General features: G+C 71.9%; 9 protein-coding genes and 1 pseudogene. 3 read left to right on the top strand and 7 right to left on the bottom strand.

Going from position 1 to position 22,853, the window contains the following annotated elements:
* Positions 1-89 precede the first annotated feature (89 nt).
* From ACH492_RS02015 to ACH492_RS01995, 5 genes and pseudogenes are all read right to left on the bottom strand, one after another.
* Positions 90-374: pseudogene (locus ACH492_RS02015) on the bottom strand (amino acid permease); the annotation flags it as partial.
* Positions 375-468: 94 nt separating this feature from the next.
* Positions 469-678 carry an MbtH family protein gene (locus tag ACH492_RS02010; protein ID WP_398981786.1) on the bottom strand — a complete coding sequence of 70 codons (210 nt, stop codon included), beginning with the start codon at positions 676-678 and terminating at the stop codon, positions 469-471.
* On the bottom strand, positions 675-16,238 hold the full coding sequence (locus ACH492_RS02005) for an amino acid adenylation domain-containing protein (protein ID WP_398981784.1): 15,564 nt from the start codon (positions 16,236-16,238) through the stop codon (positions 675-677). Before ACH492_RS02005 ends, ACH492_RS02010 begins: the two co-directional genes overlap by 4 nt.
* Before the next feature lie 311 nt (positions 16,239-16,549).
* Positions 16,550-17,587 carry an iron-siderophore ABC transporter substrate-binding protein gene (locus ACH492_RS02000; protein WP_398981782.1) on the bottom strand — a complete coding sequence of 346 codons (1,038 nt, stop codon included), beginning with the start codon at positions 17,585-17,587 and terminating at the stop codon, positions 16,550-16,552.
* A 136-nt stretch (positions 17,588-17,723) separates the two neighbouring features.
* The gene (locus tag ACH492_RS01995; RefSeq protein WP_398981780.1) at positions 17,724-19,076 is read right to left on the bottom strand and encodes a lysine N(6)-hydroxylase/L-ornithine N(5)-oxygenase family protein; all 1,353 of its coding nucleotides are present in this window, start codon (positions 19,074-19,076) and stop codon (positions 17,724-17,726) included.
* Positions 19,077-19,337: 261 nt separating this feature from the next.
* Between ACH492_RS01995 and ACH492_RS01990 the strand changes: the two genes are divergently transcribed.
* From ACH492_RS01990 to ACH492_RS01980, 3 genes are all read left to right on the top strand, one after another.
* Positions 19,338-20,285 (top strand): methionyl-tRNA formyltransferase, encoded by a 948-nt coding sequence (locus ACH492_RS01990; RefSeq protein ID WP_398981778.1) that lies wholly within the window; start codon positions 19,338-19,340, stop codon positions 20,283-20,285.
* 212 nt (positions 20,286-20,497) lie between these two features.
* Complete coding sequence (locus ACH492_RS01985) at positions 20,498-20,683, top strand: hypothetical protein (protein WP_398981776.1); 186 nt, start codon at positions 20,498-20,500, stop codon at positions 20,681-20,683.
* Complete coding sequence (locus tag ACH492_RS01980) at positions 20,680-20,910, top strand: MarR family winged helix-turn-helix transcriptional regulator (protein ID WP_398981774.1); 231 nt, start codon at positions 20,680-20,682, stop codon at positions 20,908-20,910. The genes ACH492_RS01985 and ACH492_RS01980 overlap by 4 nt, the downstream gene beginning before the upstream one ends.
* 22 nt (positions 20,911-20,932) lie before the next feature.
* Here ACH492_RS01980 and ACH492_RS01975 read toward each other — a convergent pair whose 3' ends face one another.
* Both ACH492_RS01975 and ACH492_RS01970 read right to left on the bottom strand, forming a co-directional pair.
* Entirely contained in the window at positions 20,933-21,508 is a 576-nt protein-coding gene (locus tag ACH492_RS01975; protein ID WP_398981772.1) for a hypothetical protein, read from the bottom strand.
* Positions 21,509-21,510: 2 nt separating this feature from the next.
* On the bottom strand, positions 21,511-22,671 hold the full coding sequence (locus tag ACH492_RS01970; protein ID WP_398981770.1) for an ROK family glucokinase: 1,161 nt from the start codon (positions 22,669-22,671) through the stop codon (positions 21,511-21,513).
* Between the last annotated feature and the right edge of the window lie 182 nt (positions 22,672-22,853).

Here is a 22,853-nt window from a genome sequence, read left to right as displayed (position 1 = left end):
GGAGCCGGCCGGCGAGGTCCCCGGCGACGAGGCGCCGTAGAACATCGACCGGTCAGTGGAGCTCTACGGGCCCGGCAGCGGCGGCGCAACACGTACGAGCCGGCCAACACAGCCATGGCCGCACAAGAAGCGGTCATACCGACGATGAACCCCAGCCCGCGAGGTAGCCCCGGAAGTCGCCGAGGCGCGTCCGGCCGTGGAGGTAGCTGCCACCTGAGGCCGGGTAGCGAGCCGGGCGCGACCACGGCGGCGAGCGCCAGGCCGAGCAGCAGCCCGCAGCCGGCCGCGGCGAGGGCTGAGAAAATCCCCGCGCCGAGCGTCGACCCCAGGACGATCAACACCGCGTCGGACAGCCGCCGCAGCTCGTCCGGCACCCCGTGTGGGTGGGTGGCTCGCGGCCGTCGACGCACGCCGCCGCCCGCGGAGAGGGATTCTCGGCGGGCGGCGGCATGGTGCGCTGCGGCGGGGTCAGCCCTGTTGGGCGACCAGGCTCTTGGGGCGCAGGTCGGTCCAGTTCGACTCGACGTAGGCGAGGCACGCCTCCCGTGTGTCGTCGCCGAAGACGGCGCGCCAGCCGGCCGGCACCTCGGCGAAGGAAGGCCACAGCGAGTGCTGGTCCTCGTCGTTGACCAGGACCAGGAATCGGCCCTGCGGGTCCTCGAACGGGTTGGTGCTCATGCGTCGTCACTCCTCGTGGACTTTACGGTGAACAGCTCGGAGAGCGGCTGCTCGGGGTCGGCCGCTGCGGTGCGCAGCAGTGTCTGAAGTTCTTCGGCGAGCTGCCGGGCCTTGTCCGGGCCGAGCAGGTCGGCCGCGTGGATCAGCTCGCAGTGCACCGGGCCGTCGTCCTGCGGCTCGTAGAAGCTGAGGGTCAGCCCAGCCCGCGCCGAGCCGGTCGGCACGGCGTGGAAGGAGCCCATGCCGCCCTCCAGCTGCCCGAGATCCGCCTGTTCGTGGTGGATCACCATGACCTGCGGGCCCCGCGGGGGCAGTCCGGTCGCCCGGACGACCGCGTCGAACGGCACGTCCTGACGGTCGAGGGCGCCGAGTGTGGTCTCCCGTACCCGGGTCAGCAGCTCCCCGAAGGTCGGATCGCCCGCCGTGTCGGTGCGCAGCACCACCGTGTTGAGGAAGCAGCCGACGAGGTCGGCCAGCTGATCGTCGCCACGGCCGGCGACCATCGTACCGATCGGCAGGTCGGTGCCCGCGCCGTGGGCGGTGAGCAGTGCGGCGAGGGCCGAGTGCAGCACCATGAACATGCTGGTGCCGGTTGCCCGGGCCAGTTCGTCCACGGCCGCGTGCAGTTGCTCGTCCAGGACGAAGCCCAGGTAGTCGCCGCCCACCGCACCGGCGCGCGGGGCGTCCGTGGGGAGCGCCAGCTCCGCCGGTACGTCCCCCAGCGTCCGCCGCCAGTAGGCGAGCTGCTGCCCGCCCCGGCTCTCCGGGTCGGAGAGGTCACCGAGGACGTCGTGCGCCCAGCGGGTGTAGTCCGCGTACGTCACCGGCAGCGGCTCCCACTCGGGCGCCCGGCCCTCCGCGCGGGCCGCGTACGCCGTGGTGAGGTCACGGAACAGCGGCACCACCGACCACTCGTCCACCGCCAGGTAGTGCGAGGTCAGGAGGAGGGCCTGGTGACCGGCCGGGTCCGTCAGCAGGGTCGCCCGCAGCGGGGCCTCCCCCTCCAGGTCCGGGGCCTGCGCGGCGAGTTCCGCCAGGCGGGTGTCCAGATCGGCGCACCGGTCGAGTACGAGGGCCGGGGCCTCGGCCGGCCGCTGGAGCACCACACCGTCGCGTTCGGCGAACGCCGTACGCAGCGGCTCGTGGCGGGCCACCACATCGGCGAGGGCGTCGGCCAGCGCGACGGCGTCCAGACCGCCGTCCGGTGCGCGCAGGGCCAGCGCGTGGTCGAAGCCCGGGGTGCGGCGGTGCGACTCCCACTCCCAGCGCTGGACCGGGGCGACCGGCAGCGGGGCGCCGTCGGCGTTCTCGGTGGGTCGCAGTGCCGGGCGGGCGGCCGCCGCGCCCTCCAGCTTGCCGGCGAGACCGGCGACGGTCAGCGCGTCGAAGACGTCCCGGATGCTCAGCTCGACGCCGAACTCCGCGCGGATACGGCCCAGGAGCCGCATCGAGGCCATGGAATGGCCGCCGAGCGCGAAGAAGTTGTCGTGGATGCCGACCTTCTCCAGCTTGAGGATCTCGCAGAACAGATCCGCCAGGCGGGCCTGCGTCTGCGTCGCCGGGCTCGCGTCGCCGGTCATCGCGGACCAGTCCGGCGCGGGCAGCGCCTTACGGTCCAGCTTGCCGTTGGGGGTCAGGGGAAGGGGGCCGTCCAGCGGTATGACGAGTGCCGGGACCATGAACTCGGGCAGTGCGCCCGCTACATGGGCGCGCATCTCCTGCGGGTCCAGCTCCCCCACCTCCGGTACGGCGTATGCGACGAGGCGCACGATGTCGCCGTCGCGGTCGGGCAGTACGGCGGCCTGCGCGACCGACGGGTGCGAGGCGAGGGCCGCCTCGATCTCCCCGAGCTCGATACGGAAGCCGCGCACCTTCACCTGGGTGTCGACCCGGCCCAGGAAGTCGAGGTTGCCGTCCGTGCGCCAGCGGGCGCGGTCACCGGTGCGGTACATGCGGCTGCCGGGCGGGCCGTACGGGTCCGCGACGAACCGCTCCGAGGTCAGCCCGGCCTTGCCGAGGTAGCCGCGGGCGAGGCCGCGCCCGGAAACGTACAGTTCGCCGACGACACCGGGCGGGACGGGCCGCAGGTTGTCGTCGAGGACGTAGCAGCGGGTGTTGGGGTCGGGCACGCCGATCGGCACGCGGCCGGCCGGGCGGGTCTCGGTGTGCTGGGAGTCCCACAGCGTGGAGTTGACCGTCGCCTCGGTCAGACCGTAGGCGCAGATCAGGTTCGCGGTGGCGCCGAAGCGTTCGAACAGGTCCGGCGGCACCGTCTCCGTACCGACAAGAACGGTCGAGCCCTCGGGCAGCTGACAGCTGGGCGGCAGCGCCGACACCAGGGACGGGGGCAGGATCATGTGGCTGATCCGCTGGTCCCCGAGGAAGTCGGTCAGCGCGGGCCCTGCGACCCGGGCCTCGTCGGTGATGAGGACGAGCCGGCCGCCGTGGCACAGCGCCATCGACAGCTCGAAGACGAAGACGTCGAAGCCGATCGAGGCGAATTGGAGCACCCGGCTGTCGGGTTCCAGGCCCATCCGGTCGACAGCGGTGGCGACGAGGCTGGCGATGCCCTCGTGCGGGACGACGACGCCCTTGGGGCGGCCGGTCGAACCGGAGGTGTAGATCACGTACGCGGCCTGGTCCAGGCCGGCCGGTCCGCCCTCGACGGCGGTCTCCGGCAGGCTGTCCAGCTCGGTGGCCACGGACGGCTCGTCGAGGAGCGCCACCGGTACGCCCGCCACGTCCGGGAGCTTCCCGGCCACGGACTCTGTGCCGACCACGAGGGTCGCCTGCGAGTCCTCGATCATGTAGCCGAGCCGGTCGGCGGGGTGGGCCAGGTCGAGTGGCAGGAACGCGGCGCCGAGCTTGAGCACGGCGAGCACGGTGGCGATCATGTCGGCGGAGCGGGGCACGGCGACGCCGACCACGCTCTCGGCGCCCACACCACGCGAGGCGAGGAGCTGGGCGATCCGGTTGGACCGCGCGTCCAGCCGCTCGTACGTCACCGAGTGCGAGCGGTCCACGACGGCGATCGCATCGGGCCGCTCGGCGAGCCGCCGCGCGAACATCGCCGGCAGGGTCTCCTCGTCGACCGGCCGCGGGGTGCCGTTGAAGCCCTCCAGGACCAGGTGACGCTCGTCGGCGGCGAGGATCTCCGCCTGCGAGACGGGTCGCTCGGGCGCGGCGACGAGGGCCGCGACGAGCGCCCGGAGCCGGTCACCGATCCGCTCTGCGGTCTCGTGGTCGAACAGTTCGGTGGCGAACTCCAGGCGGCAGACCAGGGAACCCGCGGAGCCGTCCCCGGCGGTGTCCGTGTGCTCGGTGAAGCTGAACACCAGGTCGAACTTGGCGGAGCGGATGCGGAACGGCACGTACTCCACCTGGAGGCCGGCCAGTTCCAGCTCGTCGCCAGTGCGGGCGTGGTAGCCGACCATCACCTGGAAGAGCGGGTTCCGGGAGAGCGAGCGGGTCGGGTTGAGCTTCTCCACGACCGACTCGAACGGCACGTCCGCGTGGGAGAAGGCCGCCAGATCCGTCTCGCGGACCCGGGCGAGGAGTTCGGTGAAGCTCGGGTCTCCGCTCAGGTCCGTGCGGAGCACGAGGGTGTTGACGAAGAAGCCGACCAGGTCGTCCAGCGCCTCGTCGCTCCGGCCCGCGATGGGCGAGCCGAGGGGGATGTCCGTACCCGCGCCCATGCGGTGCAGCAGGGCGGCCACGGCCGCGTGCACGACCATGAACATGCTGGCGCCGGTCTCACGGGCGAGCCGTTTCAGACCCTCGTGGACGTCGGCGTCGAAGTCGATGTCCAACTCGGCTCCGGAGAACGCGGGGCGGGCGGGCCGGGGCCGGTCGGTGGGCAGTTCGAGCTCTTCCGGAGCCCCGGTGAGCGTCGAGTGCCAGTAGTCCAGCTGTCGGGCGGCCAGGCTGTCCGTTTCGGTGGGGTCTCCGAGCAGCCGCTGCTGCCACAAGGCGTAGTCGGCGTACTGGACGGGCAGCGGCTCCCGGTGCGGGGCCGTGCCGTTTGCGAGGCGGGCCTCGTACGCCGTGGCCAGGTCGCGCAGGAACGGGCGGTCGGACCACTCGTCGGTGGTGATGTGGTGCAGCAGCAGGATGACGACGTGGTCGTCGGGCGCGACCTCCACGATCGTGGCCCGCAGCGGCAGTTCTTCGGCGAGGTCGAAGGGCCGGTTGGTCTCCGCGTCGACGATTCCGGGCACCTCGCCCTCGGTGGCGCGGACGATCTCGACCACCGGCCGGGCCTGCTCGGCCGGCAGGACCCGCTGGAACGCCTGGCCGTCGCGCGCGGCGAAGACCGTGCGCAGGGCCTCGTGGCGGGCCGTGACATCGGCGAGCGCGGCGGTCCACGCGTCGATGTCCAGGGCGCCGTGCAGCCGCATCACCAGCGGGAAGTTGTAGGCGGCCGAGGTGCACTCGATCTGCTGGATGACCCACAGCCGCTGCTGGGCGTGGGACAGCGGCAGCTCCTCGGGCCGCTCGCCGGCGGTCAGTGCCGGGCGGGCGGCGCCGCTGGAGCGGGCCGCGCGCTCCACCAGCTCCGCGACGGTCGGCGCCTCGAACAGGTCACGGATGGCCAGCTCGGCGTCGAGCGCGGTGCGGGCGCGGCTGACCAGACGGGTGGCGAGCAGCGAGTGGCCGCCCAGCTCGAAGAAGTCACTGTCGATGCCGACGCTGCCCGCGGGCAGGCCGAGCACCTCGGCGAACAGGGCGCACAGGGTCTCCTCCTGCGGCGTGCGGGGGGCTCGGCTGGGGCCCGTACCACTGAAGTCCGGGGCGGGCAGCGCCCTGACGTCGAGCTTTCCGTTGACGGTCAGCGGCAGCGTGTCCACGGCGACGAGTGCGGAGGGGACCATGTAGTCCGGCAGGCCGGCCTTCACGTGGTCGCGCAGCCGCTGGAGCAGCTCCTCCCCCGCCTCGGCCCCGTCCTCCGGTACGAAGTAGCCGACCAGGCGCTTGGTTCCGGTGGCCTCGTTCACGACCACGGCCGCGTGCGCGACCTCAGGGTGCGTGGACAGAGCTGAGGCGATCTCGCCCAGCTCGATGCGGTAGCCGCGGATCTTGACCTGGTCGTCGGTGCGGCCGAGGAAATCGAGCAGGCCGTCGGGCCGCTGGCGTACGAGGTCGCCGGTGCGGTACATCCGCTCTCCCCCAGACTTCGTCCGGGGGGACCCCCATGCGCCGCCGAACGGATCGGCGACGAACCGCTCGGCGGTCAGGCCGGGCCGGTCGTGGTAGCCGCGGGCCAGACCGGTGCCCGCGATGTACAGCTCACCCGGGCAGCCCGGCGGAACGGGCCGCAGCATCCCGTCGAGGACGTAGGCGCGGGTGTTGCGGATGGGCACGCCGACCGTGGAGGTCGCGCTGTCGGTGGTCGATCCGCCGAGCGTGTTGATCGTGTACTCGGTCGGCCCGTAGAGGTTGTAGCCGTACGTGCCGTCGGTGCGGCGCAGCTTCGTCCACACCGTGTCGGACACCGCCTCGCCCCCGAGCAGGACCAGTGCGGGACGGTGCTTCCCCGCTGCCTCGTCCTGGTCGAGCAGGCCCTCCTCGATCAGAAGCTGGGCATAGGTGGGGGTCACGTTGACCACGTCGACCTGGTGCCGGTCGCAGTAGGCGACCAGGGCCTCCGCGTCGCGGCGCAGCTCCTCGTCACAGACGTGGACCTCGTGGCCCTCGACGAGCCAGAGCAGCTCCTCCCAGGACATGTCGAAGGCGAAGGACACGGTGTGCGCGATGCGCAGCCGCCGGCCGCCCGCCGAGGCGATCGCCGGGTCGAAGATCTCCTTCTGGTGGTTGAGCTGCATGTTCGTCAGGCCCCGGTACGGGGTGACGACGCCCTTGGGCTTGCCGGTCGAGCCGGAGGTGTAGATGACGTACGCCGGGTGCTCCAGGCGGTCCACCCGGTCGTGGGCGAACGCAGGCCGCTCGGCGTCGGTGATCTCGCCGCCGGGGAGCGCGGCCAGTTCGGCGGCCACGGCCTCGTCGTCCAGGAGGAGTTCGGGTGCGGCGGGGCCGGTCTCGTCGCGGAAGGTCGGGGCGACGGTGGTCGTGGACAGCAGGCAGAGCGGCCGGGTGTCCTCGACCATCAGACGCAGCCGGTCGGCCGGGTGGTCCAGGTCCAGCGGCAGGTAGGCGGCACCCGTGCGCAGGACGGCGAACAGGGCGGCCACCATGTCGATGGAGCGCGGCAGCGCGAGCGCGACGGCCTTCTCCGGTCCCGCGCCCCGGGCGAGCAGCAGCCGGGCGAGCCGGTTGATGTGCGCGTCGAGTTCGGCGTACGTGAGTGCGCGCTCGCCGAACACCAACGCCACCGCGTCGGGTGTGCGGGCCACCTGGGCGGCCAGCATGTCGGCGACGGTCTCGTTCGGTACGGGCTCCCGGCTGCCGGCCCAGTCGGCGGCGAGGGACTCCCGCTCGCCGGGCAGCAGCAGGTCCAGGGCGCCGACCTGGGGCGTCAGGTCTCCGATGAGCCGTTCCACGAGGGCGCCGAAGCGGTCGAGCGTGGCCGTGGCCTGCTCGTCCTCGATCAGGTCGGGGCGGTACTCCAGCTTGGCCTGGACGGTTTCGGCCGGGTTGACGATCAGGGTCATCGGGTAGTGGGTGGCGTCGACGCTGCCCACGCCCGTGATGCCGTGTCGCTCGGTGAGCTGCCGGAAGGCGCCCTCATCGGCAAAGTTCTGCAGGACGTACAGGGTGTCGAAGAGGGTGGGGTGTCCGCCGGCGCGCTGGAGTTCGGCGAGGCCCAGGTACTCGTGGTCCATCAGGGCGACGCGCTCGGTCTGAATGCGGCGCAGCAGGTCCCCGACGGACTCGGCGGGGTCGAGGGTGATCCGCTGGGGCACGGTGTTGAGGAACATGCCGATCGTCGTGTCGACTCCGGGCACGTCCGCCGGGCGTCCGGCGACCGTGGCTCCGAACACCACGTCGTCGCGGCCCACGGTGGAGGACAGGACGAGCGCCCACGCGGCGGAGAGCACCGCGTTGATGGTCAGTCCGTGCTCGCGGGCCGACGTGCGCAGCCGGTCGCTGAGGACTCGTCCGAGGCTGAGGGTGCGCCGGCGCGGGATCGTCGGCTCGTCACCGCGCTCGCGGGCGACGAGGGTCGGCTCGTCGAGTCCGGCGAGGGCGCCGCGCCAGGTCTCGCGGGCCGCGTCGAAGTCCTGGCCGGCGAGCCAGCTCAGGTAGTCCCGGTAGCTTCCGGCGGCGGGCAGGGCGCTGTCGTCGCCGGCGGCCGCGTACAGGCCGAGCAGTTCATCGAGGAAGAGGGACTGGGACCAGCCGTCCCACGCGACCAGGTGGTGGCTGAGCATCAGCCGGTCGGTGGTGTCGGTGAGCCGGATCAGGGTGAGCCGGAACAGCGGGGGCGCGGCGAGGTCGAACCGCTGCCGCCGGTCGGTGTCGGATATCTCGGTGAGCCGGGCCTGGCGCTCGGCGTCGGTCAGCCCGGTCAGGTCGACCTCGGTGAGCGGTACGGGCAGCTCGGCGGCCGGGCTGACGAACTGCACGGGCTCGGGCAGGCCGTCACTGACGATGCCCGCGCACAGGCTGGGGTGTCGGCGCAGGAGGGTCGCGATGGCGGCGCGCAGCCGGTCGGCGTCGAGCCGGTGGTCGAAGTCGAAGGTGTCCTGCGCGGTGTAGACGTCGAGTGCTGTCGTGTCATAGCTGGCGTGGAAGTAGATGCCTTCCTGGAGCGGCGACAGCGGCCAGATGTCGGCCACCGGCGCCGGGCTCACCCGCTCGACCAGCTCGATGTCGGCCTGGCTCAGCGCGACGAGCGGCACGTCCGAGGGGGTGAGGAAGGGCAGGGAGCCGGGGGCGGCAGTCCGGGCGACGAGGTCGCGTAGGGCGTCGGCCCAGGCGCGGCTCAGTACCCGCACGTCCTGCGCGGTGAGCGCGTCGCCCTCGGGCCAGGTCCAGGTGGCGCGCAGCTCGGGGCCGTTCGGGGTGTCCGCGCAGACGGCGTTGACCTGGAGCGGGTAGGGCATCGCGAGATCGGCGTCGGGCTCGACGGCGAGCGCGTCGGACTCGACGGCGGGCGCCCAGTCGTGGGTCTGCTCGGCGGGGAGGCGACCGAAGTAGTTGAACAGCACCTGGGCGGTGGACAGTTGGGCGAACACCGGGGCGAGCTGCGGATTGAGGTAGCGCAGCATGCCGTATCCGGCGCCGGAGTCCGGGGCGGACCGCACGGACTCCTTGACCTGCTTGAGCGTGTCGAGCGGGTCGTCGGCGGCGGGCAGACGCACCGGGTGGAGGCTGGTGAACCAGCCCACGGTGCGGGAGAGGTCGGCGTCCGTGCCGTCCCGTCCGTGGCGCTCCAGGTCGACCAGCAGGTCGCCGTCGCTGTCGGGGCGCCACTGGGTGACGGCACGCCGCAGCGCCGCGAGCAGGACCTCGGTGACGTCGGCGCCGGCCGCCGCGGGTACGGCGGTGAGCAGCGCGCGGGTGTCCTCGGCGGGCAGGGTGACGACGTGCTCCCGTGCCGCACCGGCCGTTCCGGTACGGGTGGCTCCGGCGACCAGGTCGGCTCCGGGTGCCAGGGTCTTGGCCCAGTAGGGCAGTTCGGCCTGCCGCTGCGGGGAGGTGGCCTGCTCGGCGACGTCGCGGGCGAACCTCCGCAGGGAGGTCGGCACGGGTTCGAGCTCCGGGGTCGCGCCTCGTACGACGGCGTCCCACGCGGTGGCGAGGTCGCCGAGAAGCACGCGCCAGGACACGCCGTCGATCACGAGGTGGTGGACGACGAGCAGCAGTCGGCCGGGCCGGTCCGTGCCGGCCTCGAACCAGACGGCCTGCACCGTCGCGCCGGCGTCGGGGTCGAGGCGGTTCGCCGCGGCGTCGGACTCCTCGCGGACGAGCGTACGGAACGCGGACTCGTCGAGGCCGCGTACGTCGACGTGGCGGAGCAGTCCGGCCGCGTCCACGAAGCCCGCGGGCATCGTCCGCGCGGACCAGAGGGCGGGGATCGCCGGGCCGAGGTCCATACGGGTGAGGGTGAGCCGCAGGCCGTCGTGGTGATCGAGGACCGCCTGGAGGACACGCGTCAGCTTCTCGGTGTCGGCGGTGGCGGGCGCCTGGAGCAGCATGGAGAGGTTGAAGCGGCCGATCTTGCCGCCGTCCTCGCGGAGCTGGTGGACGATCGGCAGGAGCGGTACGTCACCGACGCCGTCGGAGTCGGCGACGGGGGCCGGGATCGCCGAGGCCGCACCGGCGACGGTGGCGGCCAGGGCGGCCGGGGTGCGGTGCTCGAAGACGTCGCGCGGGGTCACCGACAGGCCCGCCTTGCGGGCGCGGCTGGAGACTGCCATGGACAGGATGCTGTCGCCCCCCAGGACGAAGAAGTCCTCGTCGGCGTCGACCCCGTCGATGCCGAGCACCTCGGCGAAGATGCCGCACAGCTGCTGCCCGTAGCCCTCGCGCGCGGTCGCGGTACGGCTCCGCCTGCGGGCCTCGGGCGCGGGCAGGGCCTTGAGGTCGGTCTTCCCGCCGGGGGTGAGCGGCAGCGCGTCGAGCCGTACGAAGTGGCTGGGCACCATCGGCGCGGGCAGCGAGCCGCTCAGCGCGGCGCGTACGGCCTCGGTGTCCAGGCCCGGCGCACCGGCGGCCGGGACCAGGTAGGCCACCAGCTGCTTGACTCCCCGCTCGTCGTCGCGTGCCACGACGACGGCGTCGGCGACGGCCGGCTCGTCGCGCAGCCGGGCTTCGATTTCCCCGAGCTCCACCCGGTTACCCCTGATCTTGACCTGGTGGTCGGTGCGCCCGAGGTAGGTGAGCACACCGTCTCCACTGAACTGAACCATGTCTCCGGTGCGGTACATCCGCCCACCTGGACCGCCGAACGGATCGGCGACGAAGCGCTCCGCGGTCAGCGCGGCGCGTGCGTGATAGCCGCGGGCCAGTTGTGCGCCCGCGATGTAGAGCTCGCCCGGCTCGCCCTCCGCGACGGGGCGGAGGTGGCGGTCGAGGACGTAGAGGCGGGTGTTCCACACCGGCCACCCGATGGGCACGGTGGCCCCGTCCGCCGGGGCGGAGCCCGCTTCCCAGCTCGTGACCTGGATGACGGACTCGGTGGGTCCGTACACGTTGAACAGCGGTACTCCGGTGCGTTCCTGCCAGCGCCGGGCGAGCGGAACCGGCAGGGCCTCGCCGCCGCTGAACGCGCGGCGGAGGCTCGCCCACCACTCCCCCGCTTCGTCCTCTTCCGCGAGCAGCGCGCCGTAGAGGGAGGGTACGAGGTCGACGCTGGTGACCCGCTCGGTGCGGATCAGGTCGATGAGGTACGCCGGGTCCCGGTGTCCGTCCGGCCGGGCGATCACCACAGTGCCGCCGGTGAGCAGCGGTGTGAAGATCTCCAGTACGGACGGGTCGAAGCTGGTCGAGTACTGGTGCAGCACCCGCTCGTCGGGTCCGTACCCGAACCGCTCGGCGGTCCAGGCGAGTTGGCCGACGACCGCGCGGTGCGGGACGACGACACCCTTGGGGCGGCCGGTGGAGCCGGAGGTGTAGATCACGTACGCGGCGCTGTCCGGGTGGACGGACGCGGTGACCGGGGTTCCGGCGGTGGCCTGCTCCTCGCCGACGACGACGTGGGTCACGCCGGCGAGTGCGGGCAGCCGGGTCCGGGACGCGGCGGTGACGACGACGGTCCGCGCCCCGGAGTCTTCGAGCAGGTACCGCACCCGGTCCGCCGGGTAGTCGACGTCGACCGGCAGGTACGCGGCGCCCGCTTTGAGCACGCCGAGCATCGCGATCAGCGTCTCGGCGGACCGGGGCACGGCGACGGCGACGACGGTCTCGGGTGTGACGCCCTGGGCGAGCAGCGTTCCGGCCAGTGCCTCGGCGCGCGCGTCCAGTTCGGCGTAGGTCGTCCGCCCGGCCTCGTGGATCAGCGCGGTCGCGTCCGGGGTCCGGCGCGCCTGCCGGGTGAACGCCGCGTGCAGCGTGTCGCCGGGCAGGGCGTGGACCGCGCCGGCCAGCCGGTCGAGGGCGGCACGGTCCTCGTCGGGGGTGCGCAGGGCGAGTTGCGCCACCGGGCGGAGCGGGTCCGTGACGAGCTGGTCGAGCAGAGCCGACAGCCGCTCGGCGAACCGGCGGGCGGCCGCGGAGTCGAGGCGGGCCGGGTCGTGGTCGAGGCGCAGCTGGAGCCGCTCGCCGGGCAGGACGGTGAGGGCCAGCGGGTAGTGGACGGCGTCGCGGATGTGCGAGCCGGTGATCCGGACCAGTCCGGCCGGATCGGAGGGCTCGCCGGCCTCGGGGAGGTTCTCGACGACGACCAGTGCTTCGAACAGCTCGCCGCGCCCCATGGCCCGCTGGATCTCGGCGAGGCCCACGTGCTGGTGGTCGAGCAGCTCGGCCTGCTCGTCCTGGAACCGGGAGAGCACGTCGACGAGCGACTGCTCGGGGCGCCACCGCAGCCGTGCGGGAAGGGTGTTGATGAGGAGGCCGACGAGGGTTTCCACTCCTTCGACGGCGGCCTGGCGGCCCGAGACGGTGCTGCCGAAGACCAGGTCGCGGGTGCCGGTGACATCCCCGAGCAGCAGCCCGAAGCCGCCCTGGACGACGCTGCCGAGCGTCAGACCCAGCGCGCGGGCCCGTGCGCTGAGGGCAGCGGTGTCCGCCGCGGTCAGCTCCACGCTGATCGTGCCGGTCCGGCGCTCGTCGATGTCCGCACCTCGTACGGGGAGCCGGGCCGGGCCGTCGTAGTCGGCGAGGGCGTCGCGCCAGGCGCCCAGCGCGCCTTCCCGGTCGCGTGCCGCGAGCCAGCCCGTGTAGGCCCGGTACGTCGGGTCCTCCCCCGGCCGGGGAGCCTCGGCACCGGGCCGGTAGCCGCTGAGGAGTTCGCGCATGAGGAGCGACACCGACCAGCCGTCCACCACGATGTGGTGCAGTGTCAGCACCAGCTGGGACCGGTCGGCGCCGTGGCGGATCAGGGCGGCCCGCAGCAGGGGCGGGACGGCCAGGTCGAATCCTTCCGCCCGCTCCCGCGCCCGGATGGCGTCGGCGGCCGCCGCGCGGCTGTCGGGGGCCTGGCCGGAGAGGTCGTCGAAGCGCCAGGGCAGGGTGGCGCGCTCGCCGATGAGCTGGACGATCCTGCCGTCCGGAAGCTGGTGGAAGGCGGCACGCAGCAGCGGGTGGCGGTCGAGGAGGCCCTGGACGGCGATCCGCAGCGCCTCCGGGTCCACGTCGCCGGCCAGTTCTACGGTGTCCTGTACGGCGTATCCGTCGGCGCCCGTCTCGTCGACGGAGGCGTGGAAGTAGAAGCCCTCCTGGAGCGGAGTGGCCGGCACGGCGTCCGCGAGGCCCGGGACGGCGGCGTCGCACTCGGTGCGCTCGGCGTCGGTCAGCGTGACGAGCGAGAACGGGGCGGGCATCTCACCGCTTGTGGCGCGGGGGGTGTCCGCCGTCTCGCCCGTGAGGCGGGCGAGTGCCGCGACCGTACGGTGCCGGAACACATCGCGCGGGGTGAGCGCCAGACCGGCCTCGAGCGCGCGGTTCACGAGCTGGATCGCGACGATGCTGTCGCCGCCCAGCTCGAAGAAGCTGTCGTGGACGCCCACCGACGGCAGGCCGAGCACGTCGGCGAACAGCCCGGCGAGCGCGGTCTCCGCGGGAGTGGTGGGCGCGTCCTCGCCGCCCATCGCCGTCCACTGGGGCGCGGGCAGGGCTCGGCGGTCGAGCTTGCCGTTGGGCGTCAGCGGCAGGGGGCCGTCGAGGCGGACGACGGCGGACGGGACCATGTAGTCCGGAAGGGTGTCGGCGATCCGGGTGCGGGCATCGGTCACGGCGGCCTCGGCGTCCCTACCGGCACCGTCGCCACCGGCCGCGCCGGCACCCGCCTCCGCGACCAGGTAGGCGACGAGCCGCTTCACGTTCCGGTGGTCCTCACGGACGAGGACGGCGGCCTGGGCGATGCCGGGGCAGGCCATGAAGGCGCTCTCGATCTCGCCGGGCTCGATGCGGTGTCCGCGGATCTTGATCTGGCCGTCCGCGCGGCCGAGGAACTCGAGGTTGCCGTCGGCACCCCAGCGCACCCGGTCGCCCGTCCGGTACATGCGCGCTCCCGGCCCGCCGAACGGGTCGGCCACGAAGCGCTCCGAGGTGAGCCCGGCCCGGCCCAGGTAGCCGCGGGCGAGGCCCCGCCCGGCCACGTACAGCTCGCCCTCGGTGCCGACCGGGACGGGGCGGAGGGCCGAGTCGAGCACGTAGGCGCGGGTGTTGGGGTCGGGGATGCCGATCGGGGCTGGGCCCGGCCGGTCTGCGTCGGCGACCCACAGCGTGGAGTTGACGCTCGCCTCGGTGAGGCCGTAGGCGACGACGACCTGAACATGCCCGGCCCAGCGGGCGATCAGTTCGCTGGGAACCGCCTCGGTGCCGACGATCAGTACGGAGCCGTCGGGGAGTTCGCAGTCCTGCGGGAGCGCCGAGACGAGCGACGGCGGCAGGATCATGTGGGTCGCGCGGTGGCGCGCGATGTAGTCGGTGAGGGCGGGCCCGGCGACGCGGCGCTCGGTGGGGACGACGACGATCCGGCCGCCGACGCACAGGGACATGATCAGGTCCCAGACGGTGACGTCGAAGCCGACGGACGCGAACTGCACGACACGGCTGTCGGCGGTGATACCGATGCGGTCGGTGGCGGTCGCGATGAGGCTGCCGACGCCGTCGTGCGGGACCACGACGCCCTTGGGGCGGCCGGTGGAGCCCGAGGTGTAGATGACGTACGCGGCCTGGTCCAGGGCGACGGCCACACCGGGGTCGGTGTCGTCCAGGGTGGCCAACTCGGCAGCCGTGGACGGCTCGTCGAGCAGAAGGCGCTCGACGCCGGGCGCGGCCGACAGGTCGGCGGACAGCGCGCGCGTGGTCACGATGGTCCGGGCGCCCGCATCGTCCAGCATGTACGCGATCCGGTCCTGCGGGTGGTCGGCGTCCAGCGGCAGGTACGCCGCTCCTGCCTTCATCACGGCCAGCAGGGAGATCACGAGTTCCGGGGAGCGCGGCAGCGCCACGGCGACGACGTCCTCGCCGCCGACGCCCCGGGCGGCGAGGAGCCGGGCGAGGCGGTTCGCTGCGGCATTGAGCTCCGCGTACGACAGTTCCCGGTCCTCGTACACCAGGGCGGCGGCGTCCGGTGTGCGCCGCACCTGCCGCTCGAAGGCGGCGGGCCAGGAGAGTTCGGGGACCTCGCGGGGCGCCACTCCGAACTCACCGAGCAGCTGGACGCGTTCGGCACCGGAGGTGAGTTCGAGATGCCCGACCCGACGGGTCAGGTCCTGGGCGAAGGTGTGGAGCAGCATGAGGAAGCGCTGCTCGTGCTCGATCAGCTTCGCCTCGTCGCACACGTCGGCGTCGGCGTCCAGCAGGACACGGAGGCCCTGGCCGGCCTGGAAGTCGCCGAACGTGATCGCAAGGTCGCTGACCGGGCCGAGCCACAGGGGGGCGAGGTCGGCGTCGAGGTCGCCGAACCGGATCCACTCGCCGCTGGGCAGGATGTTGACCGTGGGGCCGACGAGCTCCTGCACACCGTCGACGAGCCCGAGGTCCCGGGCCAGGTCCTCGGCGCGGTGGCGGCTGTGGGCGACGGTCTCGGATACCGCCGTGCAGACCGTTGTCGCGAGCTGGGCACCGGTCATGTCGGGGCGGACGGTGAGGCGCAGCGGCAGGATGTTGGAGACCATGCCGGGGATGTGCCGGGTCGCGGGGTCCTGCCGGGTGGTGACGGGCAGGCCGATGACCAGGTCCTGTTCGCCGGTGGCCCGGTGCAGGTAGGCGGCGACGGCGGACAGCAGGATGCGGGAGAGCTGGACGCCCGCGGCGGCCGCGGCGTCGCGGAGCCCTCCGACGGCGGGTGCCGCGAGCTCGGCCGTACGGCGGAGGCGCCGCTTGGTCAGCCCCGACGACCGCTCGACGAGCCGCACGGGTTCGGGCCGGTCGGCCATGCGCCGCAGCCAGTGGGCTCGGTCCTCCTCGTACTTCTCCGAGACGCGGTAGGCGGCGTCCGCGTCGACGAGACGGGAGAGCGACCAGTCGGGGGCGGTGGCCCGGTCGCCGTCGCCGTAGGTGTAGAGGTCACCGGCCCGGCGGGAGATCCGGGCGATGCCGATGCCGTCGATGACGATGTGGTGGTAGCGCTGGTACCACCAGACGTGGTCGTCCGCGAGGCGGAGCAGCGCGTGCGCGTAGAGCGGAGCGGCCGCGAGGTCGGCGGGGCGGTCCCGGTCGGCCTCGGCCCACCGGTGGGCCGAGGCCAGGGGGTCGGACTCGCCACGCAGGTCGACGGTCGGGACGTCGACCTGGACGGGCGATGCCACCTGAAGTGGTACGCCGTTGTCGCCGACGATCCGGACGTGCAGGCTCTCGGCCTCCTCGACGGCCTGCCGGACGGCGACGGCGAGGCGGTCCAGGTCGATGTCTCCGCGCAGGTCGAGGACGAACGAGACGTTGTAGGCCGAGCTCTCCGGCTCGATCTGCTGGGCGAGCCAGATGCCGGATTGCCCGCCGGTGACGGGGGTACCGACAGCGGGTGTCCGGTCCGACTCGGCGTCAAACATCGTTCGTGTGGCCTTTCCCTGGTGGTGCGTCAGTGGTGGGTCGTCACTTGGTGGCGGCCGTGAGCAGCGGCACGATCTCGTCGATGGCGTAGGGGATCGACAGGACGGTGTTGAAGGAGAACGCGGCGCCGATGTCCGGGTCCTGGTACGGCACGAACAGATCGCGTAGGGCGCGTACCAGTGGGCACGGGAGATTCCTTCATGTTCATGGGTGATCCAGGGCGCGTTCCACGCCCGCCCGGTGGGGAACGGCCACCGGGCGGGCGGAGCGCCCGGGAAGTGTGCCGACGGTAGGCGGCACCTCGCCGGACTTACTTGATGGCCTCGAGCATCGGGACGACCTGGTCGATGGCGTACGGGATCGACAGGACCGTGTTGAAGGAGAGCGCGGCGCCGATGTCGGGGCTGTCGTACGGGAGGAACAGGTCGCGCTTCTCCTGGTGGACCTTGGTCTTCTTGTACAGCGGGTCGGCCTTCATGGCCTTCTCGGTGTCCGGGGTGCCAAGCCACACCGTGCGGTCGGCCTCCATCACGTCGAGGCGCTCGACGCCGAGGTCCGCGATGTTCTCCTTGCCGAGCGCGGCGCGGTACTTCTCGGAGGTGGTGAAGCCCATCTCCGACAGGAAGATGACCTTCGGGTCCTTCGGGGAGAACGCGGAGAACTTGCCCGGCTCGTAGGGCTCGCCGACGGTGACGGTCTTGCCCTTCCACTCCGGGTGCTTGTCGCGGACGGCCTTGAAGCGGGCGTCGATGCCGGCGATCAGCTTCTCGGTCTCGGCGTCCTTGCCGAGCGCCTTGCCGATCTGCCGGGTCATGTCCTGCCAGGGCGCCTGGTAGTCCTCGTGGCCCTTGGGCTGCGCGACGACCTTGGCGATCTTCGACAGGGTGTCGTACTGCTCCTTCTTCATGCCCGAGTACTGCGCAATGATCAGATCCGGCTTCAGCGCCGCGATCTTCTCCACGTTGTACTCGTCCCGCTCACCGACGATCTGCGGCGGCGCCGAACCCCACAGCTCCTTCGTCCACGGCCACTTGCCGTACGGCTGCTCCTTGAACCAGTCCACCGAACCGACCGGCTTCACGCCCAATGCGAGCACCGCGTCCTGATCCGACAGACCCAGCGTGACGACCTTCTTCGGCTCCGCCTCGATCGTCGTACTGCCGTACTTGTGCTCCACCGTCACCGGGAAAGCAGCGGACTTCGCGCCCGCCTCACCCGACGGCTTCGACTCGACCTTCTCCGTACCGCCCCCACAGGCGGTCAGAGCGAACGCGGCCACAGCCGCCACGGCGGCACGGGGGATGTGTTTGACGAGCCGCGTCAGCGCGGGGCGTGTACCAATGGACACGGTTGTTCCTTTCACGGGGGTTTCACGGTGCGTGCCCTGACGGCCGTGTACGACGGCGCTACCGGCGGACCGGGCGGGCTGTGGGGGGCTGAACCTGGGGGGGGAGCCCTTGCGCGGGGCTCCCCTGCGCGGGGCTCTAGCGGGCGGTGCCGACACCATCGGCGACCGGCCGGACCTCGTCGAGAGCGGGCTTCGGCTCCCGGTCGAGGACCGAGTCGAGGATCTCGCCGACCCGGATCGCGGTGTTGGACAGCAGAGAGGAGGTGATGCCGTGGGTGTGCTCGGTGCCGCCCTGCAGGTAGATACCGCAGAGCAGTTCGGGGTCGGTCGCCAGGCGGTAGTCGCGCTCGACGCGGACGCGGCCCTGGTCGTCACGGTGGCAGCGGTCCGCGACCGGGCCGAGGAGGCCGAGGGCGTCGGCGCTCGCGTAACCCGTGGCGCACACGACGACGTCGGCGTCCAGCCGGCTCTCCTCCCCGGTGACCAGGGACGTGATGGTGGCGCTGACCGAGTCGGCCGTCTCCGCGACATCCGTGAGGCGGGACACGTTCAGGAAGCGGAGGCGCTCGGTGCCGAGGACCTTCTCCTGGTACGCCTGCCGGTAGAGGTCGTCGATCAGGTCGATGTCCACCACGGAGTAGTTGGTGTTGCCGTGGTAGTCCATCAGCTTGCGCTTGATGTCGTCGGGCGCCGTGTAGTACTCGTCGACCGCCGCGGGGTCGAAGATGCGGTTGGCGAAGCTGCTGTCGTCGGCGGGGCTGTACCCGTAGCGCGAGAAGACGGCGCAGACCTCAGCCTTGGGGAAGCGGCGGTGCAGGTAGGCGACGTTCTCGGCGGCACTCTGGCCGGCGCCGACGACGATGAAGCGGGAGGGGTCGGTGCCCTCCAGGCCGTCCACCTTGGCGAGCAGGTCGGAGTTGTGCCAGACGCGGTCGGTCCGCTCGACACCCTCCGGCATGAGGGGGCGCAGGCCCGTGCCGATGACGAGGTTGCGGGCCCGGTGGACGACGGTCTCCGCGCCGGACCGGGCCGTCACGTCGAGATACTCGATCACGCCGTCGCGGACGACGGGCTCGACGGAGACGACCTCGTGGCCGTACGAGACCATGTCGTCGACCTTGGCCGCCGCCCACTCGAAGTAGTCGTGGAACTCCACGCGCAGCGGGAAGAGATTCTTGTGGTTGACGAAGTCGATCAGCCGGCCGTTGCTCTGCAGGTAGCGGAGGAAGGTGTACTCGCTGCTCGGGTTCCGGAGCGTCACCAGGTCCTTGAGGAAGGACACCTGCATGGTCGCGTCGTCGATGAGCATGCCGCGGTGCCAGCCGAACTGGGGCTGCCGCTCGAAGAAGTGAGCGGTGACCGCCTCCTGCCTTCCGACGCTTGCGTTGTGCTCGCTGAGCGCGATCGCCATGGCCACGTTGGACGGCCCGAAGCCGATACCTATGAGGTCGTGGATCAGTGGTGCGTCGTCAGGAAGAGCCTGTGACATGTCACTCCCATCGTGCGGGACAGCCGCCTGTCAGGCGTGCTGTCAGGCGTGGGGAACGGCGGAGCCCGGGCACACCGGTAACCCGGCTGCCGAGCGGAACTTAGGTAAAGCTAACCTGATCTGACCAAGCTGTCGACGGGGCAAAACGGACACCGGCATCGTCCCCGCGTCAACTGGCCCCCAGATCAGGGCTCGTTGCATCCTTAGGTAAGGCTTGCTTTACTAACCCCGGTCAATCGCTTTCCTGAGGAGGAACCCCCCATGCGGGTCGTCATGTTCGGTTATCAGACCTGGGGCCATCGCACCCTGCAGGCGCTCCTGGACTCCGAGCACGACGTAGTGGCGGTCGTGACACATCCGAAGAGCGAGCACGCCTACGAGAAGATCTGGAGCGACTCCGTCGCCGACCTGGCCGAGGAGCACGGCGTCCCCGTGATCATCCGCAACCGGCCCGACGACGAGGAGCTGTTCCAGCAACTCAAGGAGGCCGACCCGGACATCATCGTGGCCAACAACTGGCGCACCTGGATCCCGCCGCGCATCTACACCCTGCCCCGGCACGGCACGCTGAACGTCCACGATTCGCTGCTGCCCAAGTACGCCGGCTTCTCGCCACTGATCTGGGCCCTCATCAACGGCGAGCCCGAAGTCGGCGTCACGGCTCACATGATGGACGAGGAGCTCGACGCCGGCGACATCGTCATGCAGCGCGCGGTCACCGTCGAGCCCGCGGACACGGCCACCGACCTCTTCCACAAGACCGTCGACCTCATCGCCCCGGTCGCCATCGGCGCCCTCGACCTGATCGCCTCCGGGCAGACCGAGTTCACCAAACAGGACCGCTCGCAGGCCAGCTTCTTCCACAAGCGGGCCGAAGAGGACATCCGGATCAACTGGGACTGGCCCGCCGAGGTCCTGGAGCGCCTGGTCCGCGCCCAGTCCGCCCCGTACCCGAGCGCCTTCACCTTCCACAAGGGGAAGCGGCTCGAGATCCTCTCCGCCGTCGTGTCCGAAGGCCGCTACGGCGGCACCCCGGGCCGCATCTTCTACCGGGAGGGCGAGGGCGTGGCGATCGTCGCCGGCGCCGATGCCCGTACGGGTCGCAACCACGGCCTGGCGATCACCCGCGTGCGGACCGAGGACGGCCGGGAGATGCCCGCGACCGAGTACTTCACCTCCATGGGCGGCTACCTGACCAGCCGTCCCTGACGGCTGGGGGTCTCCCCAAGAACACCGGCCCACCCCGGACGGTCCCGGGGTGGGCACAGTCGCCATCGTCGGAATATCGAACATGCCGACCGACTGGACGCAGGTCATCAATGCCCTCGCGGGCACCGACCTGACGCTCACCACGCCCCGCCCGCCGTCGCGGAGGCCACGGCCACAGATCGTACGGTGGTCTCCGGCCCTCCCCCATGAGCATGACGCCGCCCAGCGTGCTCAGCCGCAACGCCTACCTCACGTATGCGCTCGGCAAGGCCGCGCGACGCAGGCTCCAGGACAGGCTGACCGCCCGCGGACTACGTCTCCGGCACCTCACCGTGCTGGCGCTGCTCGCCGATCTGGGTCCCCAGGCAAAGACGGCCTCGCCGCGCGGCTGGACATGAACGCCAGCGACCTGGTGAAGATCGTCAACGATCTCGTCAAGACGGGCCACGTCAACTGCGACCGGGACCCGGAGGACCGCCGCCGTGTCGTGGTGCGGCTGACCCCCGACGGCAGGTCCGCCCTGGCCGAACTGAGCGCGGACATCGCCTCGGCCGACGACGACATCCTGGCCCCCCCGGACTGCAGGGTTTTCGTGGGCGTGTCTCACTCACCTGCCCCACGGTAATGAGTGGAGGCCCAGCCTCCGGTCAGGGGGTCGCCGTCGATACGACATACACCTTGGGACGGGAGGTGTAAGTCATGTCCACGGTGATGTCCTGCGAGGGCCTCGGGTCCTTCTGCGCATGGGTGGTGCCCGCCCAGTCACTCCCCGCGCTGAAGTCCCAGCCGACCGTCTCGGCATCCCGCGCGCTGATGGTGACCACGCCGTCGTCGAGCTGGGAACGGCTGGTGCCCACGCCTTTCAGGAACCGGTCGAGCCCGGCGGATGTGGTGCGGAACTGCACGTACAACCGGCTGGTCTTCCAGTTGCTCGTCTCGTAGTAGGCGACGTCGGTGGACTTCTCGGGGATCGGCACCTCGAATACGCGGCGCTTCATTTGCGACGGCCGGCTTTCGCGCAGGCCGGTCGCCGAGGACTCCGACTCCTTGTCGCGGCCGCTGTCGCGGCTCTGCTCGGCGGAGATGACCAGATAGCCGGCCGGGATGCCGACGAGCAGCACGATGATGATGGCCGTCAGCCAACGGCGACGGAGCATATGGCGCCGGTCCTCGGGGGGACGGGCGCTCGCGTCCGGGGACGTGGACTGGCGGGGCACGGTCATGGCTACGGTTCCTGGGTGGGGCGGGCAGTGCTGGAGTTACGGATGGCCTGCGCATAGCGCTCGTACCGCTCGTGGCGCTCCACCCGGCGCCGGTTGGCGCGGCGGAAGCGGCGGGCCACAAGCCGCGCGAGGTCTGCGGCGCCGACCATACCTGCTTCCGGGCCGAGCTGGGCCTTGACGATGCGAGCCTCGGGGCGGTAGCCGCGGCCGGTCAGGTGCCGCCGGAAGGCATCCCGGGCGGGGCGGATGAGCAGGTCGTCGGCGGCGCTGACGCCGCCGCCGATGACGAAGCAGGAGGGGTCGAGGGCGGCGGCGAGATTGGCGATGCCGACGCCGAGCCACTGGCCGATGTCCTGGAAGAGCTCGATGCACATGGCGTCGCCCTCGCGGGCGAGCTCGGTGATGATCGGTCCGGTGATGTCGCCGACGTTGCCGCCGACCCGGTCGATGAGGCTGTACGCGACGGGGGAGTCGGCCGCGGCGAGCTCGCGGGCCTCCCGCACGAGGGCGTTGCCCGAGCTGTACTGCTCCCAGCAGCCGCGGTTGCCGCAGGGGCAGCGGTGGCCGCCGGGCACGACCTGCATATGGCCGAATTCGCCGGCGACTCCGTACTTGCCGCGCTTGACCTGGCCGTCCTCGAGGATCGCGCCGCCGATGCCGGTGCCGAGGGTGATCATGACGAGGTGGTCCTCGCCGCGGCCCGCGCCGAAGCGCCATTCCGCCCAGGCGGCGGTGTTGGCGTCGTTGTCGACCAGCACGGGGACGGCGAGCCGGGCCGACAGGGCGTCGCGCAGGGGCTCGTTGCGCCAGGCGAGGTGGGGGGCGAAGAGGACCTTGGAGCGGTCGGCGTCGACCCAGCCGGCCGCGCCGATGCCCACGGCGTGCACATCGTGCCGGTCGGACAGGTCCAGGACGAGCTCGCAGATGGTGTCCTCGACGACCTTCGGGCTCTTGGACTTGTCCGGCGTCTCGGTGCGGATCTTCTCCAGAATGACCCCGTCGGCGTCGACGACGCCCGCCATCACCTTCGTACCGCCGATGTCGATGCCGACGGTGGGGACGCGGGGCGCGGTCAGGTGCGAGCGCCGCTCGCGGGTACCGATGGTCTTCAGGACGGTGGCCCGCGCGGAGCCGCGGTGCGCGAAGTCGCGGTAGGTGCTCATGTCCCTGCGGGGTCTCGGAGGCGGGTGGGTGGTTCACCGGCGATTCTGCCAGGCACCGCGCCCGCCGGTGCGCGTGCGGGTTGCCGCCCGCCCCGGGGCTCCCGCCCCGGACCCCGGACATGCGGCCTTCGGCCGCATGTCCTCAATCGCCGGACCGGCTGGAAATGTCGGCCAGGGCCGCA

The sequence above is a fragment of the Streptomyces sp. NPDC019443 genome, assembly GCF_044389785.1.
Classification (GTDB): Bacteria; Actinomycetota; Actinomycetes; order Streptomycetales; family Streptomycetaceae; genus Streptomyces.
Note: the sequence above shows the minus strand (reverse complement) of the source record. Positions and strands in the feature narration are given on the sequence as shown.